At 47.6% G+C, this 25,864-nt stretch carries 26 protein-coding genes; 18 read left to right on the plus strand and 8 right to left on the minus strand.

What is annotated here, in order from left to right; translation table 11 throughout:
- The first annotated feature begins 363 nt into the window (after positions 1–363).
- From ACLUXO_RS08080 to ACLUXO_RS08100, 5 genes are all read left to right on the plus strand, one after another.
- The gene (locus ACLUXO_RS08080) at positions 364–795 is read left to right on the plus strand and encodes a hypothetical protein (protein ID WP_412137110.1); all 432 of its coding nucleotides are present in this window, start codon (positions 364–366) and stop codon (positions 793–795) included.
- A 102-nt stretch (positions 796–897) separates the two neighbouring features.
- Positions 898–2,079, plus strand: a complete 1,182-nt coding sequence (locus ACLUXO_RS08085; RefSeq protein ID WP_412137134.1) for a glycosyltransferase family 2 protein — start codon at positions 898–900, stop codon at positions 2,077–2,079.
- Entirely contained in the window at positions 2,076–2,942 is an 867-nt protein-coding gene (locus ACLUXO_RS08090; RefSeq protein ID WP_412137111.1) for a hypothetical protein, read from the plus strand. Before ACLUXO_RS08085 ends, ACLUXO_RS08090 begins: the two co-directional genes overlap by 4 nt.
- 157 nt (positions 2,943–3,099) lie before the next feature.
- Positions 3,100–4,500 (plus strand): hypothetical protein, encoded by a 1,401-nt coding sequence (locus ACLUXO_RS08095; protein WP_412137112.1) that lies wholly within the window; start codon positions 3,100–3,102, stop codon positions 4,498–4,500.
- A 140-nt stretch (positions 4,501–4,640) separates the two neighbouring features.
- Positions 4,641–5,570 carry a restriction endonuclease gene (locus ACLUXO_RS08100; protein ID WP_412137113.1) on the plus strand — a complete coding sequence of 310 codons (930 nt, stop codon included), beginning with the start codon at positions 4,641–4,643 and terminating at the stop codon, positions 5,568–5,570.
- A 192-nt stretch (positions 5,571–5,762) separates the two neighbouring features.
- Here ACLUXO_RS08100 and ACLUXO_RS08105 read toward each other — a convergent pair whose 3' ends face one another.
- Positions 5,763–6,080, minus strand: coding sequence for a PH domain-containing protein (locus ACLUXO_RS08105; protein WP_412137135.1), 318 nt, complete (start codon positions 6,078–6,080; stop codon positions 5,763–5,765).
- A gap of 292 nt (positions 6,081–6,372) precedes the next feature.
- On the opposite strand from ACLUXO_RS08105, the gene ACLUXO_RS08110 reads away from it, so the two are divergent.
- From ACLUXO_RS08110 to ACLUXO_RS08125, 4 genes are all read left to right on the plus strand, one after another.
- Positions 6,373–8,157, plus strand: a complete 1,785-nt coding sequence (locus ACLUXO_RS08110; RefSeq protein WP_412137114.1) for a DUF2075 domain-containing protein — start codon at positions 6,373–6,375, stop codon at positions 8,155–8,157.
- Positions 8,158–8,653: 496 nt separating this feature from the next.
- Positions 8,654–8,887, plus strand: a complete 234-nt coding sequence (locus tag ACLUXO_RS08115) for a hypothetical protein (RefSeq protein WP_412137115.1) — start codon at positions 8,654–8,656, stop codon at positions 8,885–8,887.
- 223 nt (positions 8,888–9,110) lie between these two features.
- The gene (locus ACLUXO_RS08120; protein ID WP_412137116.1) at positions 9,111–12,407 is read left to right on the plus strand and encodes an AAA domain-containing protein; all 3,297 of its coding nucleotides are present in this window, start codon (positions 9,111–9,113) and stop codon (positions 12,405–12,407) included.
- A 64-nt stretch (positions 12,408–12,471) separates the two neighbouring features.
- Positions 12,472–13,011 (plus strand): hypothetical protein, encoded by a 540-nt coding sequence (locus tag ACLUXO_RS08125; RefSeq protein WP_412137117.1) that lies wholly within the window; start codon positions 12,472–12,474, stop codon positions 13,009–13,011.
- Positions 13,012–13,116: 105 nt separating this feature from the next.
- Here ACLUXO_RS08125 and ACLUXO_RS08130 read toward each other — a convergent pair whose 3' ends face one another.
- Positions 13,117–13,989, minus strand: coding sequence for a helix-turn-helix transcriptional regulator (locus ACLUXO_RS08130; protein ID WP_412137118.1), 873 nt, complete (start codon positions 13,987–13,989; stop codon positions 13,117–13,119).
- Between the two features lie 128 nt (positions 13,990–14,117).
- Between ACLUXO_RS08130 and ACLUXO_RS08135 the strand changes: the two genes are divergently transcribed.
- Positions 14,118–15,848: an FAD-dependent oxidoreductase gene (locus ACLUXO_RS08135; protein WP_412137119.1), complete on the plus strand. Its 1,731-nt coding sequence runs from the start codon at positions 14,118–14,120 to the stop codon at positions 15,846–15,848.
- Between the two features lie 142 nt (positions 15,849–15,990).
- Positions 15,991–16,854, plus strand: coding sequence for a methylated-DNA--[protein]-cysteine S-methyltransferase (locus tag ACLUXO_RS08140; protein ID WP_412137120.1), 864 nt, complete (start codon positions 15,991–15,993; stop codon positions 16,852–16,854).
- Positions 16,855–16,899: 45 nt separating this feature from the next.
- Here ACLUXO_RS08140 and ACLUXO_RS08145 read toward each other — a convergent pair whose 3' ends face one another.
- Together ACLUXO_RS08145 and ACLUXO_RS08150 are read right to left on the minus strand one after the other, a co-directional pair.
- On the minus strand, positions 16,900–17,727 hold the full coding sequence (locus ACLUXO_RS08145; RefSeq protein ID WP_412137121.1) for a M23 family metallopeptidase: 828 nt from the start codon (positions 17,725–17,727) through the stop codon (positions 16,900–16,902).
- Positions 17,727–18,167 carry an 8-oxo-dGTP diphosphatase gene (locus tag ACLUXO_RS08150; RefSeq protein WP_412137122.1) on the minus strand — a complete coding sequence of 147 codons (441 nt, stop codon included), beginning with the start codon at positions 18,165–18,167 and terminating at the stop codon, positions 17,727–17,729. The genes ACLUXO_RS08145 and ACLUXO_RS08150 overlap by 1 nt, the downstream gene beginning before the upstream one ends.
- 143 nt (positions 18,168–18,310) lie before the next feature.
- On the opposite strand from ACLUXO_RS08150, the gene ACLUXO_RS08155 reads away from it, so the two are divergent.
- The 3 genes from ACLUXO_RS08155 to pepT are packed head-to-tail and all read left to right on the plus strand — an operon-like array spanning position 18,311 to position 21,072.
- Complete coding sequence (locus ACLUXO_RS08155; protein ID WP_412137123.1) at positions 18,311–19,003, plus strand: tRNA (adenine(22)-N(1))-methyltransferase; 693 nt, start codon at positions 18,311–18,313, stop codon at positions 19,001–19,003.
- Positions 18,996–19,796: a Nif3-like dinuclear metal center hexameric protein gene (locus ACLUXO_RS08160; protein WP_412137124.1), complete on the plus strand. Its 801-nt coding sequence runs from the start codon at positions 18,996–18,998 to the stop codon at positions 19,794–19,796. The genes ACLUXO_RS08155 and ACLUXO_RS08160 overlap by 8 nt, the downstream gene beginning before the upstream one ends.
- Positions 19,797–19,833: 37 nt before the next feature.
- Positions 19,834–21,072: a peptidase T gene (gene pepT, locus ACLUXO_RS08165; RefSeq protein WP_003618234.1), complete on the plus strand. Its 1,239-nt coding sequence runs from the start codon at positions 19,834–19,836 to the stop codon at positions 21,070–21,072.
- Positions 21,073–21,451: 379 nt separating this feature from the next.
- Here pepT and ACLUXO_RS08170 read toward each other — a convergent pair whose 3' ends face one another.
- From ACLUXO_RS08170 to ACLUXO_RS08185, 4 genes are all read right to left on the minus strand, one after another.
- On the minus strand, positions 21,452–21,637 hold the full coding sequence (locus ACLUXO_RS08170; RefSeq protein ID WP_279189530.1) for an LBP_cg2779 family protein: 186 nt from the start codon (positions 21,635–21,637) through the stop codon (positions 21,452–21,454).
- 69 nt (positions 21,638–21,706) lie between these two features.
- Complete coding sequence (lepB, locus tag ACLUXO_RS08175) at positions 21,707–22,276, minus strand: signal peptidase I (protein WP_412137125.1); 570 nt, start codon at positions 22,274–22,276, stop codon at positions 21,707–21,709.
- A 54-nt stretch (positions 22,277–22,330) separates the two neighbouring features.
- Positions 22,331–22,897, minus strand: a complete 567-nt coding sequence (lepB, locus tag ACLUXO_RS08180; protein WP_412137126.1) for a signal peptidase I — start codon at positions 22,895–22,897, stop codon at positions 22,331–22,333.
- Positions 22,898–22,940: 43 nt separating this feature from the next.
- Positions 22,941–23,777 (minus strand): site-specific integrase, encoded by an 837-nt coding sequence (locus tag ACLUXO_RS08185; RefSeq protein ID WP_412137127.1) that lies wholly within the window; start codon positions 23,775–23,777, stop codon positions 22,941–22,943.
- 216 nt (positions 23,778–23,993) lie between these two features.
- Here ACLUXO_RS08185 and ACLUXO_RS08190 point away from each other — a divergent pair, with 216 nt between their 5' ends.
- The 4 genes from ACLUXO_RS08190 to ACLUXO_RS08205 all read left to right on the plus strand — a co-directional run bounded on the left by ACLUXO_RS08190 (position 23,994) and on the right by ACLUXO_RS08205 (position 25,712).
- Complete coding sequence (locus tag ACLUXO_RS08190; RefSeq protein WP_412137128.1) at positions 23,994–24,257, plus strand: hypothetical protein; 264 nt, start codon at positions 23,994–23,996, stop codon at positions 24,255–24,257.
- Positions 24,233–24,865, plus strand: coding sequence for an alpha/beta hydrolase (locus ACLUXO_RS08195; protein WP_412137136.1), 633 nt, complete (start codon positions 24,233–24,235; stop codon positions 24,863–24,865). Before ACLUXO_RS08190 ends, ACLUXO_RS08195 begins: the two co-directional genes overlap by 25 nt.
- A 69-nt stretch (positions 24,866–24,934) precedes the next feature.
- Positions 24,935–25,132, plus strand: coding sequence for a hypothetical protein (locus ACLUXO_RS08200; RefSeq protein ID WP_412137129.1), 198 nt, complete (start codon positions 24,935–24,937; stop codon positions 25,130–25,132).
- Positions 25,122–25,712 carry a sugar O-acetyltransferase gene (locus ACLUXO_RS08205; RefSeq protein WP_412137130.1) on the plus strand — a complete coding sequence of 197 codons (591 nt, stop codon included), beginning with the start codon at positions 25,122–25,124 and terminating at the stop codon, positions 25,710–25,712. Before ACLUXO_RS08200 ends, ACLUXO_RS08205 begins: the two co-directional genes overlap by 11 nt.
- The last annotated feature ends 152 nt before the right edge of the window (positions 25,713–25,864 follow it).

The following is a 25,864-nucleotide window of genomic DNA, read 5'->3' on the forward strand; positions in this document are numbered from 1 at the left end:
ATGTCCCAATTTTGGGGGTCACATCATTTTTGTAAAAAATCAATAAAGCACTTTATATCTGTCTAAATCTACCCAAATCCTTTCAAGCAAGCAGCTTGGAGGATTTTTTTGCGCGAAAAATAATAACGGTGAAGCAGGTTGACCAGAAAAAGTTAAATTCAATAAGCAATAAATAATGTATAGGACTGTAAAAAAGTGAATGGCAGGCGAGAGAAAGGGGTTCAAGTAAGAATATGATTAAACAGCTTTCTTCTTTTGCTATACTCTCATGCAGATATTGCAATCTAAAACCACGATTATTATAATATTCCTTAGTAAGAATAGAAACATTGCTTAATAGAGATGAGATGGAGAGGGAAAAACATGAACATCAAGAAGATTGTTAAGTTGGCTATTGTTCCAGCATCCCTGATTGCCTTATCGCAAACTGGCCTGCCGAGTGCTATCGCGGACGCCTTGACTCCAGCAGCTGCTGGCAGCACGGCAGCCGTCGCGCAAACTGCCAAAAACGCTGACGTAGCAACTACCGCGGCTACTGCTGAAAAAGCAGCAGGGGGCGGCGCCCTTGGTGAAGGCTGGGCAGTAATTCCAGGTATCCCAGCCAAGCCAGGAGTTCCAGGTAAGCCAGGCGTACCGGGCAAGCCGGGCATTCCAGGCAAACCGGGTATCCCAGGCTACGGATCTCTTGCTTCAACTGCAGCTACCGCGGCTACTGCCGCAACGGCTGACACAGCAGCCACTGCCGCAACCGCGGCTACGGCGGCGACTGCAGCCAAGGCTGTTAAGGTTAAGTAGCCCCCATTACTTCAAAGGGGGTGTTGATTTATCAACCAGACGATTTTTGAAATATCACTAACAGGCGTTATCATTTATGTCCTCTGGGTCTTCTTGCTGCTGGTGGCGGGGCAAAACGGCAAGTCAATTGAGCTTGAGCCCCTGTTAGCCAAGGGCTACCAGTTGATCCTGCTGGTCCCGGCCATGAATGAAGAAGGAATCATCGAGCAGACTATGCGCCTGTTTTTAAGGGAAACGGCGAATTTGCCCAATGTAAAAATGGTCATCATCGATGACGCGTCCAGTGACGCCACGGCCTTGCTGGTCAAAAGCTTTAGCAAGCAGGCAGGCGGGAAAATCCAGCTACTGCAAAGGCAGCTGCCCCAGGCCCAGACAGGCAAGGGCAATGCTCTTAACTGGGCCTACCAGCAAGTTGTCTTAGGTAGCAGGGACCGGGATCATTTGATCTGCGGCGTTTTGGACGCGGATGCCTACATGGCGGAAGAAAGCTACCAGAAGGTTATCCAGTATTTTGCCCAGGATGAAAAACTGGACCTGCTCCAGACCAGGGTAGGGATGCTGGAGACCAGAAACTGGCTGCAGATCATGCAGGACATTGAGTTCACGGTCATCAACGACTGGATTCAGAATACCAGAAACCGCTTAGGCAACGCGGCGGCTTCGGGAAATGGCCAGTTTATCCGGGTTTCCTCGGTGACGGCTCAGCGGCCATGGGGCAACGCCTTGCTGGAAGATTTTGAGTTCAGTACCCGCTTTTTGATGGAGGGGAAGAAGACTTTGTATGCCGGGGATGCGGTGGTTTATCAAGAGGCCATCGACAAGCCCCGTCCCTTTATCAAGCAGCGGGCCAGATGGACGCAAGGCGGGCTTGACTGCCTCTTTGGCTACTGGAGCCGGGTGCTGCGGAGTCCTTTTATCAATCTGCCAGCTAAGGCGGAGATGACTTTTTACATGCTGATACCTTTTGTCACGCTATTTACGGGTATTGCCAGTCTGGCCGTCTTGGTCTTTACCTTGGGCAATTTCTATGACTACTGGCGGCTATTAGCGGTGATCGTGGGGATTAATCTGACCTTTAACGCCTACATCATCGTGCAATACCAGCGGGCAAGCCAGAGCAAGCAATATGGCTTGCTGGTTTGGACCGTGATAACTTTTGCTATTTACAATTACTTGCTTTACCCGGCGATCGTGATCGCTTTTTGTAAAAAAATTAGCGGACGGACTAACTGGGTTAAGACGACACATGGAATTAAGAGAAAAATCGGGAGGAAAGTCTCATGAAAAAATGGAAGTCAACTTTAATGGTGGCTAGTGCCACTTTAGGGATGTTCTTTGCCTTTGGCAGCAGCGTTAAGGCTGATGATGTAAACGACGCGTCGAACACGACTGGCGTGCAAGTACAAAGCGCGCAAACTACTACTGAGCAGACTACTAGCACTAGTTCTGACACGGCTGCTACTGTAAGTCAGGCTACTGAAGCAACGACTGCCAGCGAAGCGACTACTGCAAGTCAGGCTACTGAAGCAAGTACAGCCAGCGAAGCGACTACGGCAAGTCAAGCTTCCGAAGCTACTACTGCCGACACGGCAAGCAAGGCTGAAACCGCGGCAACTTCAGAGAAGTTAGCTAGCGACCTGGCTGAAACTGCTGCTACTGCTGAAACTGCAGCCACTGCTCCAACTGCCGGTACTGCTGAAACTGCAGCAACTGCGCCAACCGCAGGCACTGCTGAAACTGCTCCGACTGGTGGCACTGCAGGTACTGCAGGTACTGCTGGCACTGCCGGTACTGCTGGTACTGCCGGTACCGCTGGCACTGCTGGTACTGCCGGTACTGCTGGTACTGCAAGCACTGCAGGCACTGCTGGTACTGCTGGTACTGCCGAAACTGCACCAACGGCACCAACTGCACCGACTGCCCCAACTGCGCCTACTGCACCAACTGCTCCAACCGCCCCAACTGCGCCTACTGCACCTACTGCTCCAACTGAACCAAGCAAGCCAACTACTCCAACTTGCCAACGTTACGTTGTGGTTGTAGTTGTCCGGGTTCACTACTACAGTTACCGCAGCTACAGCTGCCGCCCATTCTTCGCAGTGCACCGTTGCTTCCGCTCCTGCGCTTGGATGCCATTCTTCTTCTAAGCCGGCAGCTCTGACTTAAGTACATTTTTTCTCCAATACAAATTAACTCTCTCTATTTGCTTAGAGAGAGTTTTTTAATAGAGTAGATGCAAACTCCAGTTTGATAGGCTATAATTGAAATGTAACCGTTAACTTTGCTTTAGAGGAGGGAAAAAATATGCTGCTGTATTCGACCATGCTTGATGTTAACGATACGCTGACTAAGGAAAAGTTCATTCAGTTGGTGATCAAGTGGAACCAGGAGAGCCAGTACGAGGAGAACATTATTCCGGGTCTGGTTTGGGACGGGCAGATGAATGTCAGGTACGGGGATGACCAGCATTGGCTGGAGATCGAGGAGTACAGAAATGGCAATACTGTCGCTATCCGATATCAAAAAGTTGAGGAAAACGGCCGGATCTGGAACAGCGATTATGTAATGAATTTTGCCGCGGGTAAGATGCACATCCAGCTGGACCGGAGTTTCGCCGGGGATGCAAATGACCTGGACCAGGAATTTTCTACCCCGCACTTTTTGACTTTTTTGATTGAGGAAGGGCATCTGCAAGCAGATGGGGATCTGGCGGTTGCCAGAGAGCCGATTTCTGTTGGCAAAAATAACTCCGATCTGCTGGCGAAAGTAATTAAGGGCGAGTCGTCCTACCAGCTGCCGGTGGTGTATGTGTCAAACACTAAGCGGGGACAGTATCCAGTTGACGTGAATTTGCTGGCCAGCAAGCTCAAGGGCGTGGCACATGTGCTGGTTCAAGAGAGTCCGAACTACGACGAAGCAAGCAAAGAGCTGAATGAGCATTACGGGGCAGTAGGGGTCTACTATCCAAACAAGGCCGTTCAGCCGAAGCGTTTTTGGTATAAGGATTCCGCGGTGCAGAGAAAAAATATGTTGGAGATCGTGATATACGCGGTTATGACGTACTGCAACTGCCAGCAGGTAGATGGGGCTTATACTTGGGATGGCGTCTTAAACGCAATTTCCAGGGACCGGCTGGAGAGCCAGAGAGAAGAGCGGGAGCAGGCTGAAACGGAGAAAGAACAGGTCTACTCTGAATTTGATGATGAGCTGAAAACTTTGCAGGAGCGGATTGACAGCTTGACCCAGGAGAATGAGGCACTGCGGGCTGAAAACGCGGGTTTGCACAGTAAGTTTGGCGAGATGGACAAGCGGCCGGTTTTGGTCATGGGGGATGAGGAAGACCTCTATCCAGGCGAGATCAAGGAGCTGGTGCTGTCGGTCTTAGCTGATGAGCTAGACCGTGGGGTTGCGAAACGTAGCAGAAGAAGCGATGTTTTTTCAGACCTGATCGAGAAAAATAACTATCAAGGCGTCTACCGGAAAAAGAAGGCTGAGATTCAGAGGATTCTGAAGAACTACACGATCATGGATGCCAAGACCCGGAAAGCGCTGCAGGATTTCGGCTTTGGGATCGAAGAAGACGGCAAGCACTACCGGCTGACCTACTTTGGCGATGACCGCTACAACACCACGGTGGCCAAGACGCCAAGCGATGCCCGTGCCGGGAAGAATATCGCGCACTATATTGAGCAGACGATGATGTAGGGGAATGGAGATGATGGCTCTCTCTAATTGCTTAGGGAGAGTTCCTAGGTGTGCGATGAGGCTGATCATACCAAGTAAAATGTAGTTGGTAGGGTATAATGAAGTCAAAGAAAAAATAATTTGGTTTTGGAGTAGAAAAAATGACATATGAAAGAAGAAGCGCGGAAAAAGCAATTGTTTTAGCATTGAGAGAAATGGGTGGCAGTGGTAGTCGGAAAGAAATTAGAAGGCTGATCGCTGACAACGGCTATGACGGTTTCACGCAAGAAGACGTCTATGGCATGGTCACCAGTGCCAAATCAGGTAAAGAATACTGTCCATTCATGTTTGACTTCAATTTTAGCTTCAAGAATTTGTATGCTGCTGGAATGGTGAAGGCTTTATCTCGTGGCAAAGATGTTGAGTTAAGCCAACTAGGTATAAATTTTGATCTCTCAACTTATCGAACAAAAGAACAGGATAAGGCAGTAGCTAAGTACTGGGAAGAGCATGCTAAGAGCCAGAAGAAAAAGACAGAGCTCAGCAAATCTCTGGACGCTGAAACAGCGGAACAGACTGACGACGATACTGCTTTAGATGAATTAGCAGATCAAGATGAGGCCGATGACGCTTGGAAGACTGAGCTTCTGAACGCAATCAAAAAGTTTAGTCCAGCAAAATTTGAACGCTTTTCGCGTTTACTTGTTACTGAAATGGGCGTAAAGATGGATAAGAGCATTGGAGTTGCTCTTTCTGGTGATCATGGCTTAGATGGTTTTGGTTATTTCCAATCAGATGACTTTAGAACTAGTAGAGTTGCGATCCAGTGTAAGCGATATGATTCAGCAAATGTTGGAGAAGCTCAGATTAGGGACTTCATTGGCTCGATGTACCTGCAAAAAGCTGAGTATGGAATTTTTATTACGACAAGCTATTTTACGCCTCAAGCAAGAGCTATGGCAGTGCAGGGGGATCGGCCTGTAACGTTGATTGATGGGCAGGCGCTGACCGACTTAATCGAAAAGTACCAACTGAAGATTCATCCCGTAACGACTTACAAGCTGGATGACTACTACTATGAAGAAGATTAGGACTTGTTTTCCTTTAGTGAGTCAAGTAGCAATTTTGTTACAAATCGATCTTACGATGTACAGGTAGAGATATTCAAAATAATAGTCCAGTTGACTTTGCATCAACTGGACTATTTTATTTGCTTACGTATAGGAAAAATGAGAAGCATCTGTAGCGCTTATTAGCAGTTGCGAATAGCTAGAGGGGCAACTCTATAAAATATACTGAGAAATCGTTGCACAGATTTCTCTTATGTTTACTTCCGATCTAAAATCGAACTGAAGGACTGAGCCATTACTAAAAGTGAGAACCAGTTCGCTATCAATGTCCAAAACTCCCGCTGTTTCGACGCCGAAATACTGAACCTTCGAATATGGATAAGAGAAGTACGAAACTTTCTTTCCCGTCAGCCCCTGCACGTTAGCGGTGAGAACACGCTTGTTCGTGAAGACTACCTGGTCACGAACCGTTTTAAATGCTTGGATGACTTTTTCATCTGGGGTCATGAACACAGTTAATTCTGACCGGATCTTCTATACAGGCATTTCTTTTAGATTTATTAAATTGGCATCACCAATGATGCCGTTTGACATTGTTGCCATAATTTATCTCTCCTCGGGTAATTGATTACACGCTTATCTTAGCACAGGTATTAACCTTTTGGCCGTTATAGATTGAAAAAAATGGCGCGCATTAAGCATTAACTGTAATCTTTCTAGAAAAATCCCCAGAAGGATTTTTTTACTACAATATTGCCTTTTTAACGAAAACACCTTAAAGTAAAGGCTATAGAACATATTCAATGTGATAGGATGAAGCAAAATGAAAGTTGACGAACCAATAATCTACGAAACTCAATATAGCGACGACAATGCTAAGCAAATCAATGAAGAGATTCGTCAAGCATACGCAGACAAGGCAGATCAAGAATATTTGATCGATTACCCGACTGTCTATATCATTGACCAACCGGGCAAGCAGAGCAAGTACCGTCATGACTATACCGTTTATGTCGGAGAAACCATTGATATTCAGCGGCGTACTCTGGAACACTTGAATGGGGATGCAGAACGCAGAACAGACTGGCAGGGCTTGAAGAACGCCAATAATGCCCACATGTTTGTCATTGGCCATAAGCACTTCAACAAGTCACTAACCCTGGACATTGAAAACCGCATGATGCAGTACTTGAGTAGTGTCGATGCGGTCTCTCACTTAAATAACCGCCGTGAAAACGCTCAGCGGATGTATTACACAGAAGATGAGTTTGTGCCGATTTTCAATAAGATCTGGGATACTTTAGCAGCGAAAAAAGACTACAAGTATCTTTTTCCAGCCAGAAAAGAAATTGAAAATTCAGCGATTTTTAAAGCTTCGCCTTTTAACAAATTGACGCAGGAACAGAACAAGGCTAAGGATCTGATTCTTCAGCGCGTTCAAGAGGCTTTGGATAAGAATGAGACAGGTAAGCTTATCTTAGTTACCGGGGATGCTGGTGCTGGTAAGACCGTCTTGATGAGCAACGTTTATTATGACTTGGCTAAATTGACTGGCAAAGATGGCAATAAGATCTCTTTGGCAATGATGGTCAACCATGATGAACAACTTAAAGTTTACCAGCAGATTGCTAAGAAGCTTGGTATCGGGGATGAAAAGAGCGTTCTTAAACCAGCAAGCTTTATTAATCATTATTCCCCAGATGATCCGGTAGACGTGGCATTTGTTGATGAAGCGCACCTGCTGAGAACTCAGAAAAATCAAGGCTACACTTCAGATACGGCTAACATGCTGACAGATATTCGCCAGCGTGCAAAAATTGTTGTTGCCATTTATGATAAAAAGCAGGTGCTTTCTAAAACTCAAGTTTGGCAAGGCAATTCATTCCAAAAACTTATAGACAGCATTGGAGAAGAGAACGTTATCCATTTGCACAACCAAATGCGGATCGATGCTGAGCCTCAGACTATTGAATGGTTGAATAATGTCATTAACGAGGGTTTGATTGACAAGGTTCCGGAAGATAATAAATATGAAATCAAAGTCTTCAAGAAGCCCCAAGATATGCAAAATGCCATCCAAAAAAAGAACGATGACCAAAATAATGGTATAAGCCGGATGGTTGCAACTTACGACTGGGAATATTCCAGCCAGAGCAGTCCAAAGGATGGCTCTAAATACTGGCAAGTCAGTGAAGGTGACTGGAAGATGCCATGGAATTACCAAGTTGAAAAGCCGAGAAGAACTGACGATGGCGTTAGCTACAAGGAGCTGTCGTGGGCACAACAGCCAGTGACAATTGATGAGATCGGTTCAACCTACACAGTCCAAGGCTTTGACCTCAACTATGTTGGTGTTGAAATTGGACCTTCTGTTAAACTGGTGGATGGCAAAATTGTCCATGTTCCTGCAGAGAGCTGCAATAAAGATGCTGTTCAGTATCGTACTTTCGCGGATGGGACTAAGGAAAACTTTGCGGAAGATCTGTTGCCAAACGAACTGAATGTTCTCTTGACCCGGGGAGTTCACGGCTTGTATCTTCACGCTGTTGACCCAGCCCTGCAGCAGGCTTTGGAAGAGGCAGCAGGCAAGGACAGGGTTGTAGAGTAAAGATTACTCACTAATATTTGAGCGCACAAAAAAACGCGATAAATGGTGGTTAAACCAATTTCGCGTTTTTCGTTCCAGCTAAGGAATTGTGGCAATCAAAGACAGCTAAGATCTAGCTATCCTTTGAAGCTAGGTATGCCACATTTCATCTCATTCTATGACAAGAAATATGAGAGGGACAATTTTGCCCCTCATTAGTAGATAACATGAATGTGATAAAAAGTGAAATACTATCATTGGCAAAGCTGCATTTTGGCCACTTGTTGCGGTATTATTTTAGTCAGAAAAAGGAATTTGACAAGGGGAGTAAAAGATGAGCGAAAAACTGAAAAAACGCGTAATAATTAATGCCTCATATGCAATCATAGCGACTGTCCTGATAAAATTGATTGCGATGGTCTTTTTTGAGGATTAAAAAAGGTGGATGTCTGAAGACTAGCAATCTCACCATGAGCAAGGTGGAATGCTTTTTTGAATTTGTTACGGAGAGAAAAGAATGAGTAGTAACGTAAGGTATATTTTGAGCGCTATCAGTTTGGTTTTGTCAGCCACAGCACTTGTGCTTTGTACTCTTCGCTTTCGCCAAAAAGCAAAAGACAGTATTCATACGGATCTAGAGATAGAAGAGCTGAAGGCAGAACGTGACAGCCTTCAACGTGAGAACCGTATCCTTCGTGTTGAGAACAGCTACTTAAAAGGCATTCATAGCCAGACCAGCGAAAAGAACTAGCAGATAACCTGCCAAAATGACTTCGGTAATCACACCGAAGTCATTTTTTGATATTTAATATTGTTTTTTTAACAGAAAAACTTTAAAGTAAAGCTAGTAAGATGTTAAAGATAGCATCATGACCTAAAATGCTGGATTTATGCGGCATAAAAGAAGTGGATTAAGTATATTCATTTCTTTTGAATTAATCATACTGCTATAAAATTAATGAGGAAAGATAATTATGGCTGATAAGGAGAAAATTCTCGAGTCTTGGATCATGGTTGAGCACCTCTCAGAAGGTGACATTGATCTTAAGGACAGGTTGATGTATAAATTCGATGATTTGAACCAAGCAGACTACTATGACTTGTTCCAAAAGCAATTAAGCAAGAACAAGATCGGAAAGAATGGTGGGCTGGTTCTTTACTTCGACATTTTCGACTTCACCAAGGTGGTCGACTTCTTGCGGAGTAAATATAAGTTGGATGCCCCAGTAGAACCGATCAACTACGGTAATAAGTTCACGTTAGCTCTGTATTTTGACAGAGATTTGAACTTTGATGATAAGAAAACTTTCTATACTGAGAGCAGCTACATTCTCAAGGAACAAAAGGTACCAAACGAAACCGCGTTCCAAGCAGTAGAGCAAGACTTGACGGATGATAAGCTCAAAAAGATTTTTGAAGAAGCCAATGAGGCTGATAGCTCTCAAAAGAGGGAGAAGTTCAATGAAGCTGTAGCAAAAGTATTTGCTAAATGCGGCTTTAAGCAAGAAATAAGCCGGTTCCAAGTAGTCCGTAACCTGGAGACTGATGCTACTAACTTGCATTCGTTCTTCATCAATGACTTGGAATATGCCAAGGGCGTTGATAGTGAAAATTTGCGCCAATATTTGCTTGGCAACCAAACCGGTGAACGAATTAATCTGGACTCCAAGAAGGATTCTCCAAGTTTCAATCCTGACGCTTTCAAAAAGATTTTGGAACCTAAGAACTACCCTTTGGGCAGATTCCCGAGCGAAACAAAATATGCCTTGTCCTTTATGCAACAGACGGCAGTTAACATAGCAACCATGGCGACCGAAGCTGATAAGCAACAGATTCAGAGTGTCAATGGCCCTCCAGGCACTGGCAAGACGACGCTACTGAAAGATATTTTTGCTGAACTAGTCGTCGAGCAAGCTAGAGACATCGTTGGTCTTGGAGATGACAAGGCGATCAAACGCAACGGTGAGGAAATCAGCATTCTTCCAGACAAGATCACCGAAAATAGTATTGTTGTTGCTAGTTCAAACAACGGTGCGGTTCAAAACATTGTTAATGAACTGCCGCTAGTTGAGAACTTAGATAGTAAGTTCAAGGATATCGACTATTTCCGTGAGCTTTCCAACTCCAAAGTTGAGACAGAGTGGGAAAATGGGAAGGCTAAGCTGAATATAGAAGCTAACGAAGATCCTGATAAATTTTGGGGCTTATTCTCACTTGAGGGTGGCAAATCAGCTAATATGAAGCAGATTTGTGACTACTTAAGTGCTGTATACCAGTACTTAAAAGACGATTACATTCCAGACACCCAGGCATATAAGGATTTTGCTGATCAATATCAAAAAGTTCATGCACTGCGTAATAAAGCAGAAGTTTTTGCCCAAAAATATAATCAACTTGACCAGCTGAGCAGTAACTACGATGCTGAAAAACAGAACCGTCAGCAGAGTTTGGATTGCGAGATTACCAATATTAAAGACGCGGTATCTAAAGCTCAAAGCAAGCAACCTCAGCTGGAGGAAAAGCTAAGAGACCTTAGTGACCAGCGAGATGAGCTGGCAGACAAGCTTAAGCGTAACGACCTTGCGATGAAGGCAACTGAAGCAAAGAAGCCAAAGAAGGGATTATTCTCCATCTTTGCACCAAGTGCGGAAGAGAAAGAATATAAAGAGCAGATTAACTCCTTAAATCAAGAAGGGGCAGACCTAAATCTGCAGCTGGCTGATTTAAAGGTTGAAGAAGATGGCTTAAAGCGGGAAAGCAGGCAAAATACTCGGACAATTGAAAGTTCTGATGCTGAAATTCAAGCTAAGCAGGCTGCTTTTGCTGCTTGGGATGCTGATCAGCAACAAGGCATTGCTAGCTTAAAATCAGAGATTTCTGCTTATTCTGGCAAGCCTCTGGATATGAGCGCTGACTATGAGTCTCTGCAACTCTCCAGCCCATGGTTTGATGAAGAGTACCGGATTGAGCAAACCAAGCTGTTCGTTGCTGCTTTGCGGGTACGTAAGCAATTTCTTTTTGAAAATAAGGGGAACCTTATCTCCGCAAAGATGATCTGGGAAGATCAAAAGAAGGCTTTGGAAAAGAGCCCAGAGTTGATCGGCTATGCCTGGGAGTGGATTAACTTTACGATCCCGGTAATCAGCTCAACTTTTGCAAGTTTTGGTTCAATGTTTAAGAACATCAAGTCGCAATCTTTGGGGCACTTGTTTGTCGATGAGGCGGGACAAGCCCTGCCGCAAGCTGCAGTCGGGGCAATCTACCGCAGCCGCCACGTCATGGTCGTCGGCGACCCGTCACAGATTAAGCCAGTTTTGGGCCTGGAACCAGGCATCTTGGCTATGCTCGGTAAACACTTTGAAGTTGGCGAGAAGTATCTCTCCGAATCAGCTTCAGTTCAAACTCTGGTTGACAATGCCAGCCACTATGGCTTCTATAAGGACAAAGAGAAGACTGATTGGATCGGGATCCCTCTGTGGGTTCACAGAAGATGCAAGTATCCGATGTTCAACATTTCCAATGAACTGTCATATGGCGGTTTGATGGTTCAAGGGAATAAATCAGACGGTAAAACTGGCTGGTATGACATCAAGGGCAAGGCAAGGGACAAATACGTTAAGGAACAAGGGGAATTTCTTAAGCAAAAGATCTTGCAAATGGCTAAGGAAAACCCAGACATATTAGATAAAGACAAGCCAGATGTTGTCTACGTCATTTCACCGTTCAAGCATGTGGCTAGCGAACTTGCTAAGGAACTGAGAAAAATTGGTTTTACCAGATATAATAAAGGGAAAGCGACAAATATCGGTACGATTCATACCTTCCAAGGTAAAGAAGCACCAATTGTCTTCATGGTTTTAGGTGCTGATAAAGATAGCGCGGGTGCTGCAAGTTGGGCAGTTCAAGAACCAAATATGATGAACGTTGCGGCAACCCGGGCAAAGAAAGAGTTCTATGTGATCGGTGACTTGTCACTGTACAAGGGCAAGAAGGTTGCTGATACGACCTTTGCCGAAATGAAGAAGTACCAGCAAAAGCATCCTGATCTCTACGATGACAATACTCAAATTGAGGATCAAGCTGAAGAACAAGTTGTTCAAGAAGCGGATGAAGTTAGTCCCAAAGTACAGCAGAATTCGGGGCAGGCAGACAATGTCCCCGCCTGTCCAATTTGTAGTAAGCCGATGAAACTGAGAAGCAGAAGATCAGATGGGGCTAAGTTCTGGGGATGCTCAGACTTTCCGAAATGCAGAGGTACGCGGAACTATTAATAAAGGCTAAGCTGCTAAATATCCCAGAACCCATACCATCATTTTGGTGATAGAAAGGCAAATAATGGATAGACTTGAAGAAGAGCTGCTTGCCGGTTTTGACGAAGATGGCGAAACTTTTGAATTTGCCGGTCCGTGGCTAAAACGCCCGGCTGACCTCGACAAGCTCGTTAAAAGCCAAAACACGCGTGTGCGGGAAGTTGTTGCCAGCATTGGCCGTGACAAGGACCTCGATGTCTTGGTCAATGATCCTAAAAGAGACGTCCGCCTCCAAGTGGCAGAATGGGGCCGTGAGAAGGACGTGGACGTATTGGTGAACGATTCCGATCCGTGCATACGGGAAGAAATTGCCCGGCAGGGCCGGCCGAGACACCTTGACCTATTAATCGATGATCCAGACTACAGTGTAAGGTCCATGGTCGCTTTTTTGGGTCGTGACAAGGACCTGGACAGGCTTGTCGCTGACCCTGATTGGCGGGTACGAGAGAGCGTAGCTATCCGAGGCAGAGAGCAGGATTTACGCAGATTGGAGAACGACGAAAATCAAGCAGTCCGTGAAGAAGTTGCCCGCCAGCGGCAGATGCAAGAGGATCTGCCTAAATAACTTCCAAAGCCATCTGCCTTGTTAGCAGTAGGGCCAATGACTTTTTGAGAATATATCATAGAAAGAAGCCTGGCTTTTTTTGCCAGACTTCTTTTTTACTCTATTTCATCCCTCCCGCCGCATCTTCCTGTACTCGCTCGGCGTCAGCCCGGTGGCCAGTTTAAAGGCCCGGTAATAGTTGCTGACGCTAGGGTAGCCGACGATCTCACTGATCTCCTCGATGCTCTTGGTCGTTAGCTCCAAGAGTGACTTGCTGATCGACACCCGGGTCTCCGTCTTTAGCTGGCTGAAAGTCTGGTCAAAAAGCTGCCGGATCAAGCGGGATAAATACTTGGGCTGGTAGCCGAAGTGGGTGGCCATTTTTTCCAAAGTCACGTCTTGAATATTAGCCACCAGGTAATTCATGATCATCCCCGTCCTGGTCATCGGATTGGCATAGTGGACATTACTGCTGGGAAAGTGTGAAGAATCCAGCCGGACTCTGGCGTGGTAGTGCCGGGAAAGCTCTGTCAGAAAGCCCGCGCAGGCCAGAGACAATTCATAATCCACGAAATAGCCGTCTTCACCCGCCTCAGCAATTCGCTGGCAGAAGTTCAGCCCCTCATGGCAAATCATCTTGTCCAGGCCGGTATAGTGCACGTAGCTCTCCGCCTGGTCCAGGTCCTTAAAGATGTCGTGCACCAGCCCGTTATTGGCCATGGTGAGCATGTCGAGCACCTCCTGCCGCTTAAAGTCCAGACTGACCAGTCTCAGCCTGAAGTCATCTTTGTTGAAAAAAGCAAGCCGGGGAAACTTCCTTGAGATCACAATATCATAGGCAGCCAGCTGACAGGGCAGCTTATTTAAGACCGCGTGACAAGGAGTGAGGACTTCAACCAACTCCAAGTGAAAGTCTGAGCTATTTTCCCCGTTATTTTCCTCAATAAAAGAATCATGGCTGATCTCAATATTGTCAACGTTTTCCAGCTCTTTAAACATTTTTTGCTCCTCGAAATAGTTACCTTTTGCTAATGATTTAGATACCTTGCTTAATTACTATTATACTTTCTTCACGATACAATGTAAGCGGTTAAAGAAAACGAGTAAGGAAAGCAAGGAGAAATACCATGTCATATCAAGACGGAAAGTACCAAACTGAAGCAGAAGGCCTGCACGGCCCGGTTAAAGTAGCTACCACCATCACTGGCGGGAAGATCAGCGCTGTAGAAGTCCTGGTCGGGGCAGGGGAATACCAGTCTAAGGCCAACGACGTAATCGCCAGCGAAATAATCGCCGCCCAGTCGACCGATGTCGATGCCGTATCTGGCGCTACGGTTTCTTCCAATGCCATCATGACTGCTGTCAAAAAAGCCCTGCAGGAGGCCAGCGGGGAAAGTCAGGACAAGACCAGTGAAGAATTGACCACTGACTTGGCCATCGTTGCCGCTGGCCCAGCGGGCTTAGCTGCAGCTGTATCCGCTGCTGAACAAGGCGCCAAGGTCCTGGTTTTTGAAAAGGAAAAGATCACCGGGGGGACCGCCAACATGGGTATGGGGCCACTGGGGATCAATAGCAAGATTCAAAAGGCCAACTTCAATGAAATCTCAGTGGCTGAAGCCTTGAAGAACCAGATGGAATACACCCACTACCGGGTTAACGGCCGCCTGGTCGCCCGCTACTTCAAGCAGTCCGCCTCAACTATCGACTGGTTGGAAGGCATGGGAGTCAAGTTCGCTGGGGCTTTCCGCTACTTCAAGGAATCCAACGCCACCTGGCACATCGTTGATCCAGGCGACGGCAAGATCGGGCCAGGCTGTGCCTCAGCCATGAACAAGGCCTTGACCAAGCGGGCTGAAGAATTGGGCATTAAGTTCTACCTGGAAAGTCCAGTTAAAAAGCTTTTGACTGAAGAAGGCAAGGTGACTGGCTTAGTCGCTGAAAGCGAAACGGTCAAGTACACTATCCACGCTAAAGCCGTTGTGGTAGCTACTGGCGGCTACGGGTCAAACGCTGAAATGCTGAAAGACCGCTTGGGCTTCAACCTGGACAAGGACTTCTTTACCTTCAACGTGCCGGGCATCAATGGTGAAGGCTTGAAGATGATGTGGGATGCCGGTGCCCAAAAGTACGGTGATACGGTTGAAATGATCTACATCTTGCCGCATAACCTGGAATACATGGTCGCTGACGGGGTTCTGCGCCAGCCAAACCTGATGATCAACCAGAAGGGTGACCGTTTTATGGATGAAGGGATGCTGGGCAACACTACTTTTTCCGGCAATGCCATGTTCCTGCAGCCGGGCCACTACGCCTACGTCATCATGGACCGGGCGATTTTGCAAAAGTACCAGGAAGACGGCCCAGACATCATGGACATCGTCCATCCAGCTGCTGGCTTTAAGATGCTGGATCCGGTGATTAAGAAGGCGGAAGAGAATGGCTATGAGGCCATCATCACCGCTGACAGCGTCGGTGAATTAGCTGAAAAGCTGGACATCCCGGTAGATAAACTCCAAAAGACCATCGATGACTACAACAGCTATTGTGATCATGGCCAGGACGGAGAATTTTTCAAGAATCCTGACTACCTCCACAAATTGACCGGGGAGGGTGGCTACCTGGTCGGCAAGTTCTACAGCGGTGCTTATGGCACGGTTGGCGGCGTTAAGATTGACGAAAACTGCCAAGTCCTGGATGACGAAAATCAAGTGATTCCAGGCCTCTACAGCGCGGGATCAGATGCTAACACCATCTACGCTGACAGCTACAACTTTACCCTGCCAGGCAACACTATGGGCTTCGCCGTAAACTCCGGCCGCATTGCCGGCCTGGAAGCAGCCAAATTCATTGAGAAGTAATTGCATAGAGTTAAAAGACGACTGACTTGGGTCAGCCGTCTTTTTCGTCCTAACAATTGAATCTGCCTTTTTCGGAAGCAAACACATGCTGAATATGTTAAAGTCTCATGTAGAAGCTACTAGAGAATGGAGGATAAGAGCTATGGATGATAACGAAATGTGGCGGGTAGTCCAAACTTGCGACCTGGCTGAAGCAAGCAAGGCCGTCTTTGACCAATATTTCAGTGACCGGCAAGAGCTTAACCAACAGCTGAAAAAGCTGGGCGTAACTAGAAAGCAAATGTCCCTGGCCTTCAAGCGTTACTATGACATGAAGCCGGCAGAATACTTGATCCAGGTGAGAATCGCTGCCGCCAAGCAAGCCCTGCAGGCCGGAGCCAGCGTTTTCGACGCTGCCGCTGATTCCGGCTACACTAACTTCTCCAGCTTTTATGCCCATTTCCGCAAGCTGTCCGGGATGCCGCCGGCTAAGTACCGGCAGCTTTTTGCCCAAAATATCTCCCGGGCCATCATGGACACGCCAATCGGGCCGCTCAGAATTGTTGCTTCCCAAGAGGCCATCCTCTGCGTTGAACCGGAAAATTATCTTGAGAAAAAGGCTGGCCGAGCTACAGAGCAAGTCCCGGCTGACCGGATTATCCCAAATGACCCGTCCGGAGACTTGGTTAAGGCCTGCATGAGAGAGCTGAAGGAATACTTTGCCGGCCAAAGACAAAAATTCGACCTGCCCCTTTCGCCAGAAGGCACCAGCTTCCAGCAAAAGGTCTGGCAGCAGCTCCAGCAGATTCCTTACGGGGAGACCAGAAGCTACCAGCAGGTCGCTGAAATGACCGGCGACAAGAATGCCAGCCGGGCAATCGGCCTGGCCAATAACTGCAACCCGATCTTGATCTTAATTCCTTGCCACCGGGTCATCGGGGCCGACGGCAGCCTTACCGGCTACGCCGCTGGCCTTGCCGCTAAAAAACTTCTCCTTGACCTGGAAAAGGGCAGGGCAAAAAAGTGAGCAAAAAAAGACGGCTGATACATTCAGTCGTCTTTTTCTCTATCTCTATTTGATAAATGACTTCAAGTAGTGGTAAGGGTGCTTGCTTTCTTCCGCCTTCAGCTTCTTCTTCTTACTCGCCAGCTTCTCGTTGTAGCTGGTAGCCTTGGCATTGTAGCTGGCTGCTTTAGCGTTGTATTCCTTAACTTCTTCCTGCAGCTGCAAGCTGTCAGTAATCACCTTAATCGGGTTCAGCCAGGTGCCGTTGTCCCGCCAGTAGTTCTTGTAAGGGTGACCATGCTTGCCGATGTAGTCAGCGCTAGTCTTGGTGATCCCCAGGTGCAGGTGGGAGTCAGTCAGGCGGCCGAGCTTGTCGCCCAGCTTGACCTTCTGACCGGCCTTAACCGTAATGTCTGACCGGTTGGCAAAACCTTCCTGGTAGACCTCCACATAGCCGTCTGGAGAAACGACCCAGATATACCAGCCCAGGCCCGTGCAGTAGGCAACTTTCTTCACCGTCCCCGGGTGAATAGCCAAAACAGCCGCCTTGTTGCCGACCTCGCTCCAGCCAAAGTCCCAGCCGTCATGGAAGTAGGACTTCTTCGGGTAGACCCGCCGGCAGACGTCGGTCTTCCCGTAGCGCTGGCCAGACAAGTACTTGATCTTCTTGGTGTAACACTTGGCGAATGGATAGCCCCAGATGTCCTTTTCAGCCACCGTCTTCTTAGCCTTCAAGGCCTTAGGCTGGGTGGCGACCAGCTTGACATCCTTTTCCACTGGATAGTTCTTGATATACACGGCCGCGAAAGCGAAGAGGGCAGCAAAAAGTGCCACCGTTACAACTCCGCCCCAAATTCGCTTGCTCTTCTTATTATTTTTCTTTTTCTTGCTCATTAATATAAAAAGTCCTTCTTGTCCAACAATACATGCTCATCAAGGTCATTCTTTAAAAAGACTTCCAGGTCCCGGTCAAAGTTGTAGGCTAACTGCCGCTTAGGCAAGTCGCTAAGCTTGACCCATTCCAAGCGGCCTTCCCTTGAAGCGTGGAGACTTCCTGAGAACTGGTCGGCCCGGTAAAAGAAGACCAGGTAGCGCCGGTCCAGCTTGTCAAAAAACTGCTTGAAGCCGACCAAGCGGGGACTGACTATGTCCAGGTTGGTCTCTTCCTTGACCTCGCGAATGACTGAATCATGAAATGACTCATGCTTTTCAATATGGCCGCCTGGAAAAGCCAGGCCTGGCCAAACCGGGTCCTCCCGGTCGATCGTCAGAACCCGGTCTTTGTCCACGATCATGCACATATTAGTTAAAGTAGTAGGCTCCGTCCGGTCCATTTCCCTATCTCTTTTCCTCCTGTCATCCAAAAACTGACAAAACTACAACTAATTATAGCACGTGGATTATTTTTTTGCAGAAACTGTCTTTTGCTGGTCGGCATATGATAGAATGAACTTTTGGATAAAGGAGCGTTTTACTAATGAATTTAAGACTTAACAGACTTGCCGAGATGGTTGATCCAGGCAGCCGCCTGGCCGATATCGGCACCGACCACGCCTACCTGCCGATCCTCCTGGTAGAAAGCGGCAAGATCAGCCACGCTATCGCCAGTGACGTTGCGGCTGGCCCCTTAGAGAACGCGAAAACGGACATCGCCGAAGCGGGCCTGACTGACCAGATTGAAACTCGGCTGGGTTCAGGCCTGGAAACCATCAAGGACCGCGACCAGATCGACACGGTCGTCATCGCCGGCATGGGCGGCAAATTGATGGTCAACCTGCTCTCTGAAGCAGCTTCCCGGGGCGTTTACTACCCAACTCTGGTCCTTGAAGCCAATATCGGTGAAAACACCGTCCGCCGCTGGCTGATGGAGAACAAATATGAAATCGTCGCTGAAGACATCGTCTATGAAGCAGGCCACATCTATGAATTGATCAAGGCCCGCTTAACTGACCAGGTTCACGAATTAACTGTCCGCGAGCAGGAATTTGGTCCCTTGCTCTTAAAGAACAAGACTGATGTTTTCTATAAGAAGTGGCAGGGACAGGAAGCCTACTACCAAAAGCTGCTGGCTAACCTTAACAAGGCCCGGGAAAAGGACCTGACCCGGATCAAGGAAGTTGAAGAGCTCTTGGCCATGATCAAGACAGAATTAGGTGGGGAAAATGACTAAAGTAAAAGACATTGTAGCTAAACTGAATGAAGCTTTCCCGGAAAGTATCGCCAGTACCGGTGACCCGGTCGGCCTGCAGATCGGCAGCCTGGAAGCACCAGTCCACAAGATCCTGGTGACTTTAGACGTCCGGCCAAATGTGGTTGATGAAGCCATCAAGAGAGGCGCTGACCTCATTATCAGCCACCACCCCTTGATCTTCCGTCCCGTCAACAACCTGGACTACAGCGACCCGCAAAAGGCCATGTACGCCAAGATCATCGCTAACGGCATCACCGTTTACTCCATTCATACTAATTCTGACAAGGCCCAGGACGGGTCAAGCGACTGGCAAGCTGAAGAACTCGGACTCTTGGACGTAACTGGCTTTGCCCCAGATGACGACGGTATCGCCATTGGCCGGAAGGGCCACTTGCCAGAAGCCATGAAGGCGATTGACTTTGCCCACTACGTCAAGGAAAAGATGGGGGTGGATATGGTTCGCCTGATCTGCGCTGACCAGGATAAAATGGTGGAAACTGTAGCCTTCGTCTGCGGGGATGGGAACAAGTTCTGGAGAGAGGCTTTAGCTGACAAATGTGACGCCTACATTACCGGTGACGTCTACTACCATACTGGCCACGACATGATCTCGTCGGGTTTAGTGGTGGTTGACCCTGGCCACTACACGGAGAAGCTCTTCAAGTATGAAGCTGCCAAGCGCCTCAGAGCCTGGCAGAAGGAAGAGGGCTGGGACCTTGAATGCATGATTAGTGCTGAATCAACTGACCCCTTCCAGAACATTTTTGAGTAAGTGAAATATTTTTGTTTATGTAAAAAAGGAGAAAAAGATGGAATACCCAACTTTGCTGCCAAGATTTTTGAAGTACGTCAAGATCAACTCCCGGTCAGATGAACATGCTGACCGCTTCCCATCCACCCAAAGAGAAGTGGACTACCAAATGGTCATCATGAAGGAACTGGAAGAACTGGGCTTAAGTGACGTTCACTACAATGAAAAGGCTGGTACGGTCATCGCGACTATTCCTTCCAACGTTGACTGGGACGTGCCGGTTATGGGCTTCTTGGCCCACTGCGACACGGCTGACTTCAACTCAGAAAACGTTAAGCCGCAGATTACTGAAAACTACGACGGGGAAAGCAAGATCCAATTGGGCGACAGCGAATTCTACCTGGACCCGGCTGTCTTCCCGAACTTGAAGAAGTACAAGGGGCAGACTATTATCTCTGCTTCCGGTGACACCCTTTTGGGCGGGGACGACAAGTGCGGGGATGCCGAATTGGTTACCTTTGCGGAATACCTCCTGGCTCACCCGGAAATCAAGCACGGGGAAATCCGTTTAGGCTTCACGCCAGACGAAGAAATCGGCACTGGTGCTCAGCACTTTGACGTGGAAGACTTCAATGCTGCCTTTGCTTTCACGGTTGACGGGGAAGGCCCGGGCAAGCTGGACTGGGGGACCTTCTCAGCAGCTCAGTTTGAACTGGACATTCAAGGCGTTAACGTGCACCCAGCTGTAGCCAAGGGACAGATGATCAATGCCATTCAAGTCGGGATCGACTTCCAGAACTCCCTGCCGCAAGACGAAGTACCGGAAAAGACTGAAGGCGAAGAAGGCTTCTACCACTTGATGGACTTCTCCGGTACGGTTGACAACGCCCACCTGGCCTACATCATCCGTGACTTCAAGCGCGACGGCCTGGAAGCCCGGAAGAACCTGGTCAAGGAAAAGGTGGCTGAACTCAACGCCAAGTATGGGGAAAGAATCAAGCTGAAGATGTGGGACCAGTACTACAACATGGCTGATGAACTGGCTAAGCACATGGAAATCATTGACCTGGCCCGGGATGCCTACAGAGCCTGCGGCTTGACTGAAATCAACGAAGAACCGGTCAGAGGGGGCACGGACGGGTCACAACTGACTTACATGGGTCTGCCTTGCCCGAACCTCTTTGCCGGGGAAGAAAACATGCACGGCCGCTACGAATACACGGTTCTGGAATCAATGTGGAAGGCTGTCGACGTCATGATCAAGATGGCTGAACTGCAAGCTGACCGGAACAAGTAAGACGAGAAAAGAATAACTGTAGAATAAGAGCTGCTCTAGGGTGGCTCTTATTTTTTGCCTGTGAATAACTTGGCCGGGGATAGGGTAAAAAGTGGCCGTGGAACAAAATCCGAAGAAAAGGGCTTACAGAACCGGGAAGAAGAATGCTGAAATTGCAAGCTTTATCGCTTGTAATCGCGGGTTAAAGTTAAATGATAAATATGGCAGCTGTTAAGAAAATATCAACCGCTAGCCTTGATATAACAAGCTTTTTGTTCTTTTACACTTTGCGCAAAATGTAAAATAGTCAGTGTGAAACAATGAGGCAAGAAAAAGAAATGAGAGAGGGGAAGAGCAGAGAAAAAAGGCAAAAGAAAACCGGGCCGTTTGGCCCGGTTGTTTACATTTGGCTCTGGAGATAGTCCAGCATCTGGTTGATTTCATCGCTAGTGAAGTTGCCCCGCCCTTGCTTCATGGCGTGGACCTTTTCCACTGAGAGGTGGCTGGCAAAGGCCAGGGTAGTATCGCTCACAGCGTGCTTGCTCTGAAATTCAATAATTGCATCCGAAAGTTCTTCTGGTTTCATTGATCTTCACTCCTTAATAACTTTATTTTACCATTTTTTGAAAAGTTGTTGCGGGAGCTTCAGAATTTTTTAGTAAAAGTTGCTGCTGATCTGGGTAACTGGCCAGTAGCGGAGGACGACCTTGCTTAAGATCGCGCTTCTGGAAACCGGCCCGAAGCGGCGGGAGTCGTTAGACACGTCCCGGTGGTCACCCATGACCCAGTACTGGTTCTTCTTCAGCTTGACCTTGAAGTTGTTAGTATAAGTTACGCCAGCTAAATGGTCAGCTTTTTGGTATTTATTGTTCAAATACGGCTGGGCCGTCTTCTTGCCATTGATGTAGAGGACGTCGTTCTTGGACTGGACCGTGTCGCCCGGCAGGCCGATCAAGCGCTTGATGTACATGGCTCCTGGCTGGTTAGGCGCCTTGATGATGACGACATCGTTTTTCTTAGGAGTGAAGCGGCGGACGGCGATCAAACGGTCACCGTCTTCAAAAGTTGGCTGCATGGATGGGCCGGACACCACTTCATTGGCTAAGAAGAAGGAGAAGACCACATAATAAATTGAGATGAAGACCAGGAACATGACTAAGACGTCCCGGAAAAACTTGCCCCAGCTCTCTTCTTCAGCTGCTTGCTTTTTCTTCTTGTTTATCATTTTCTATACTCTTTTGGTTTTCTGTGTACTAATTTTTTATCCCTTTACTGCTTATTAGTAAAAGTTAGTGCCGATCTGGGTAACTGGCCAGTAGCGCAGAACCACCTTGCTTAAGATCTTGCTCCGCTTGATTGGGCCGAAGTAGCGGGAGTCCTTTGAAACGTCCCGGTGGTCACCCATGACCCAGTATTGGTTCTTCTTCAGCTTGATCTTGAAGTTGCTCGTGTAGTTGACCCCGGCTAAGCGGTCGGCCTTCTTGTACTTGTTGTTCAAGTATGGCTGGGCCGTCTTCTTGCCATTGATGTAGAGGACGTCGTTCTTAGACTGAACCGTGTCACCTGGCAAGCCGATCACCCGCTTGATGTACATGGCGTTTGCCTGGTCTGGCGCCTTGATGATGACAACGTCATTTCTCTTCGGAGTGAAGTGGCGCACAGCAATCAAACGGTCGCCGTCTTCAAAGGTCGGTTGCATGGACGGGCCAGACACCACTTCATTGGCTAAGAAGAAGGAGAAGATAACATAATAAATTGAGACAAAGACCAGGAACATAACCAGGACGTCCCGGAAAAATTTGCCCCAGCTTTCTTCTTCAGCTGCTTGCTTATTCTTTTTCTTCATTTGATTAAAAATCTCCTTTTACTGACTATTAACTTATTATAGCCTATTTTCTTGCAGGGGCGGCGTTTGGGCCGTCCTTTTTTAGCATCTCTTCAGAAAAGGGAATGAGATTGCACTGGGCTGCATTGTACTGGTAGTAGGCCAGACGCTTTGGCGGGCAGCGGAAAATCTCCAGGAGCTCCTTGTCAGAATACTTCTGCTGGCTGATCAAGGAATAGACATAAGAGAGGCGGAGATTGGTCAAAGTGATTGGCATAGGGGAGAGGAGGTCCTTGTCAGCCTTGACCAGTTGCATGATGTTGTTGGTACTGGCATATGGTTCACCGGACCTGGAGGCGAAAATATAAGGATCCGGGTCCTTTTCAAAGGAAAGTGTGCCGGTCAGGTAGTCAGTCATCTCTCCCAAATTGTCTTTCACCTCGCTATAGCGAATTCCTAAGAGTTCCTTAGCCTGATAGCCCAGGGCAAAAAGCTGCAGCAGCCAAAGAGTCAGCGGCTGCTTGACGTAGGGGATAAGGGTAGGCAAATGCTCTGGCCAGTCGATCACATAGGTCTTCCGCCGCTCAAAAGAGTAGCCCTTGAGCTCTAGTAAACGATAGGTTGGGGTAATTCCAGCCAGGGCCAGGTAGTAGAAGTACTTTTTAATGTAGGAGACATACTTGTTGACGGTCGTGACCTGCAAATTTTCCTTAGTCGCCAACTGCTGCAGGTAGTCACGGACATTGCTGGCCGTGATTTCATTAACGTCCCTGGATGGGAAATTCACTTCTGCATAGGTAAAGAAGTGGTCCAAACAGTAATCGGCGTTCTCAATTGACTTAGGGCTAAGCCTTTGCGGGCCCCGGCACCAATTCTCAAAGCCTTCCTGGTGGGGATACATGACATGCTCCTTTCTTTTTTACCACTTGTTTAAACATCCTAATTGTTACTACAATAATTATAACACACACGCGCGGCTTCGCCGCGCCCATCAAAACCATTGTTGGCAAAAGGTCGATCGCCTTAATATAGTGTTCGATTGACTTTCTGGTAAAAAATCCAGTAAAATCGAAGCGAATTATAAAGGTGAAAAAGATAGAACAAGGGAATAAATGATATGAAGAGATTTAAAAAGAAACTAGGGGCGATAATCGCTATTTTCCTGGCTGGAATTAGCCTGGCAGCTTGCCAGAAGGCAACGGCTAGCGGGTCCGGGATTTTCCAGCCCAGCCAGAAAAGTGAGCAAAAGCAGGTCCGGCCAACCTTCTTTTTCCACGGCTACACTTCCAGTATTAAGGCGGAGAGATTCTTTGCTAAGGAAGCGGAAAAGTCAGGAGCCAGCAAGTTATTGAGGCCATCGTTGATAAAGACGGAAAAGTAAAATTAAGCGAGTCCTTGTCAGCAAAAGCCAAGAATCCGCTGGTATTAGTCGGCTTTGAAGATAACCGGAACCTGGATACTGAGCGGACAGCCTTTTATGCCTACCGGGCCATCATGGCTGTTCGAAAGAGCTGCAAGTTCAAGCAAATGAACTTAATTGGTCACTCCATGGGGAACATGACCATCAATTACCTCTTGATCGATTATGGTCAGAAGCAGACCTTCCCCAAGATCAAAAAGATCGTCTACCTGGCTGGCCACTTCAACGGGGTCCGGAGCGAAAGGATGTATGTCTCGGCCAACCACAAGAATGGCAAGCCAATTCACATGAACGACAACTACAAGCGGCAGCTGGTTCTTAGGAAGCTCTACCCGCATGCCAAGGTGCTGAATGTTTACGGAGACCTGGAAGACGGCAGTCACTCCGACGGCCGGGTCAAGAATTCCTCCTCCAAGTCTCTGCGCTACCTGGTCAGTCCAAAGGTAAAAAGCTACAAAGAAAAGAAATTTACCGGTCCGATGGCCCAGCACAGCCGCTTGCGGGAGAACCCGCGGGTCTTGAAGACGGCGATTAGCTTCCTTTGGCCAAAGTTAATTGAACCAAAATAACTCTTAGAGTAAAATAACAAACAAGATAACTCAAAATGGTTAAAAAGCATTCAGAACGAGGTAAGGAAGATGAAAGAGCAACTTCTAAATTTTTGCCAGTTTTTCTACGCCGTGTTTAGTATGGTGGTCTACGGTAACTTGTGGCTGGACCCGGGTAATTTCCTTTTCCGGGTACTCTTTACCTTGATGTTCATCTATTCAGCTTATCTGCTGCTTGCTTCTGTCAAAAAGATTTGGCAGGAACTGGAGGGAAGAAATGATGACTGAGAAAGAAAAAATGCTGGCTGGCCAGGTCTATAATCCTGGCCAAGACGAAGAACTGGTGACGGAACTGACGGCCTGCAAGGCCAAGTGCCTCCGCTACAACCAACTGACGGCTGGGGCTGAAAAGAAGGAACTCTTAAAGGAAATCCTGGGCCAAAGCGGGGAAAACTGCCATATTGAACCTAACTTCTGGTGCGACTATGGCTGGAATATCAAGGTCGGCGACAACTTCTACGCCAACCATAACTTGACCGTTCTGGATGCTGGGGGAGTGACCTTTGGCGACAATGTCTTCATCGGCCCTGACTGCGGCTTCTACACCTCCGGCCACCCGCTGGACGCGGCCAGAAGAAATACCGGCCTGGAATATGCCTACCCGATTACTGTTGGCAACAATGTCTGGATTGGCGGGGGAGTCCGGGTGGTGCCTGGCGTCTCAATCGGTGACAACTCCGTCATCGGCGCCGGCAGCGTCGTCGTTAAAGACATCCCGGCCAACTCCGTAGCCGCTGGCAATCCTTGCCGGGTTATCCGGGAAATCACTGAAGCTGATCAAAACAGTGACTTGAACTGGAAGAAGTAAGAGATAAGCATCATCAGTAAAGAATTTAGGCAGACAAGTAAATAGCAGGAAACGACTCTTTGCAAAAAGAGTCGTTTTTTGTTTACTAAAAATATTTTGGTAAAACATCTTGATTTGTTTAGTAAACAAGTCTATACTGTAAGCGTAAACAA

Origin of the sequence: Lactobacillus delbrueckii subsp. bulgaricus (genome assembly GCF_046938665.1) — a bacterium.
GTDB lineage: Bacteria > Bacillota > Bacilli > Lactobacillales > Lactobacillaceae > Lactobacillus > Lactobacillus delbrueckii_C.

What these genes read in the sequence shown, in the direction of transcription:
- ACLUXO_RS08080 (WP_412137110.1), top strand. Translation starts at nt 364, where the DNA reads ATGAACATCAAGAAGATTGTTAAGTTGGCTATTGTTCCAGCATCCCTG.
- ACLUXO_RS08090 (WP_412137111.1), top strand. Translation starts at nt 2,076, where the DNA reads ATGAAAAAATGGAAGTCAACTTTAATGGTGGCTAGTGCCACTTTAGGG.
- ACLUXO_RS08095 (WP_412137112.1), top strand. Translation starts at nt 3,100, where the DNA reads ATGCTGCTGTATTCGACCATGCTTGATGTTAACGATACGCTGACTAAG.
- ACLUXO_RS08100 (WP_412137113.1), top strand. Translation starts at nt 4,641, where the DNA reads ATGACATATGAAAGAAGAAGCGCGGAAAAAGCAATTGTTTTAGCATTG.
- ACLUXO_RS08110 (WP_412137114.1), top strand. Translation starts at nt 6,373, where the DNA reads ATGAAAGTTGACGAACCAATAATCTACGAAACTCAATATAGCGACGAC.
- ACLUXO_RS08115 (WP_412137115.1), top strand. Translation starts at nt 8,654, where the DNA reads ATGAGTAGTAACGTAAGGTATATTTTGAGCGCTATCAGTTTGGTTTTG.
- ACLUXO_RS08120 (WP_412137116.1), top strand. Translation starts at nt 9,111, where the DNA reads ATGGCTGATAAGGAGAAAATTCTCGAGTCTTGGATCATGGTTGAGCAC.
- ACLUXO_RS08125 (WP_412137117.1), top strand. Translation starts at nt 12,472, where the DNA reads ATGGATAGACTTGAAGAAGAGCTGCTTGCCGGTTTTGACGAAGATGGC.
- ACLUXO_RS08130 (WP_412137118.1), bottom strand. Translation starts at nt 13,989, where the DNA reads ATGTTTAAAGAGCTGGAAAACGTTGACAATATTGAGATCAGCCATGAT.
- ACLUXO_RS08135 (WP_412137119.1), top strand. Translation starts at nt 14,118, where the DNA reads ATGTCATATCAAGACGGAAAGTACCAAACTGAAGCAGAAGGCCTGCAC.
- ACLUXO_RS08140 (WP_412137120.1), top strand. Translation starts at nt 15,991, where the DNA reads ATGGATGATAACGAAATGTGGCGGGTAGTCCAAACTTGCGACCTGGCT.
- ACLUXO_RS08145 (WP_412137121.1), bottom strand. Translation starts at nt 17,727, where the DNA reads ATGAGCAAGAAAAAGAAAAATAATAAGAAGAGCAAGCGAATTTGGGGC.
- ACLUXO_RS08150 (WP_412137122.1), bottom strand. Translation starts at nt 18,167, where the DNA reads ATGGACCGGACGGAGCCTACTACTTTAACTAATATGTGCATGATCGTG.
- ACLUXO_RS08155 (WP_412137123.1), top strand. Translation starts at nt 18,311, where the DNA reads ATGAATTTAAGACTTAACAGACTTGCCGAGATGGTTGATCCAGGCAGC.
- ACLUXO_RS08160 (WP_412137124.1), top strand. Translation starts at nt 18,996, where the DNA reads ATGACTAAAGTAAAAGACATTGTAGCTAAACTGAATGAAGCTTTCCCG.
- pepT (WP_003618234.1), top strand. Translation starts at nt 19,834, where the DNA reads ATGGAATACCCAACTTTGCTGCCAAGATTTTTGAAGTACGTCAAGATC.
- ACLUXO_RS08170 (WP_279189530.1), bottom strand. Translation starts at nt 21,637, where the DNA reads ATGAAACCAGAAGAACTTTCGGATGCAATTATTGAATTTCAGAGCAAG.
- lepB (WP_412137125.1), bottom strand. Translation starts at nt 22,276, where the DNA reads ATGATAAACAAGAAGAAAAAGCAAGCAGCTGAAGAAGAGAGCTGGGGC.
- lepB (WP_412137126.1), bottom strand. Translation starts at nt 22,897, where the DNA reads ATGAAGAAAAAGAATAAGCAAGCAGCTGAAGAAGAAAGCTGGGGCAAA.
- ACLUXO_RS08185 (WP_412137127.1), bottom strand. Translation starts at nt 23,777, where the DNA reads ATGTATCCCCACCAGGAAGGCTTTGAGAATTGGTGCCGGGGCCCGCAA.
- ACLUXO_RS08190 (WP_412137128.1), top strand. Translation starts at nt 23,994, where the DNA reads ATGAAGAGATTTAAAAAGAAACTAGGGGCGATAATCGCTATTTTCCTG.
- ACLUXO_RS08200 (WP_412137129.1), top strand. Translation starts at nt 24,935, where the DNA reads ATGAAAGAGCAACTTCTAAATTTTTGCCAGTTTTTCTACGCCGTGTTT.
- ACLUXO_RS08205 (WP_412137130.1), top strand. Translation starts at nt 25,122, where the DNA reads ATGATGACTGAGAAAGAAAAAATGCTGGCTGGCCAGGTCTATAATCCT.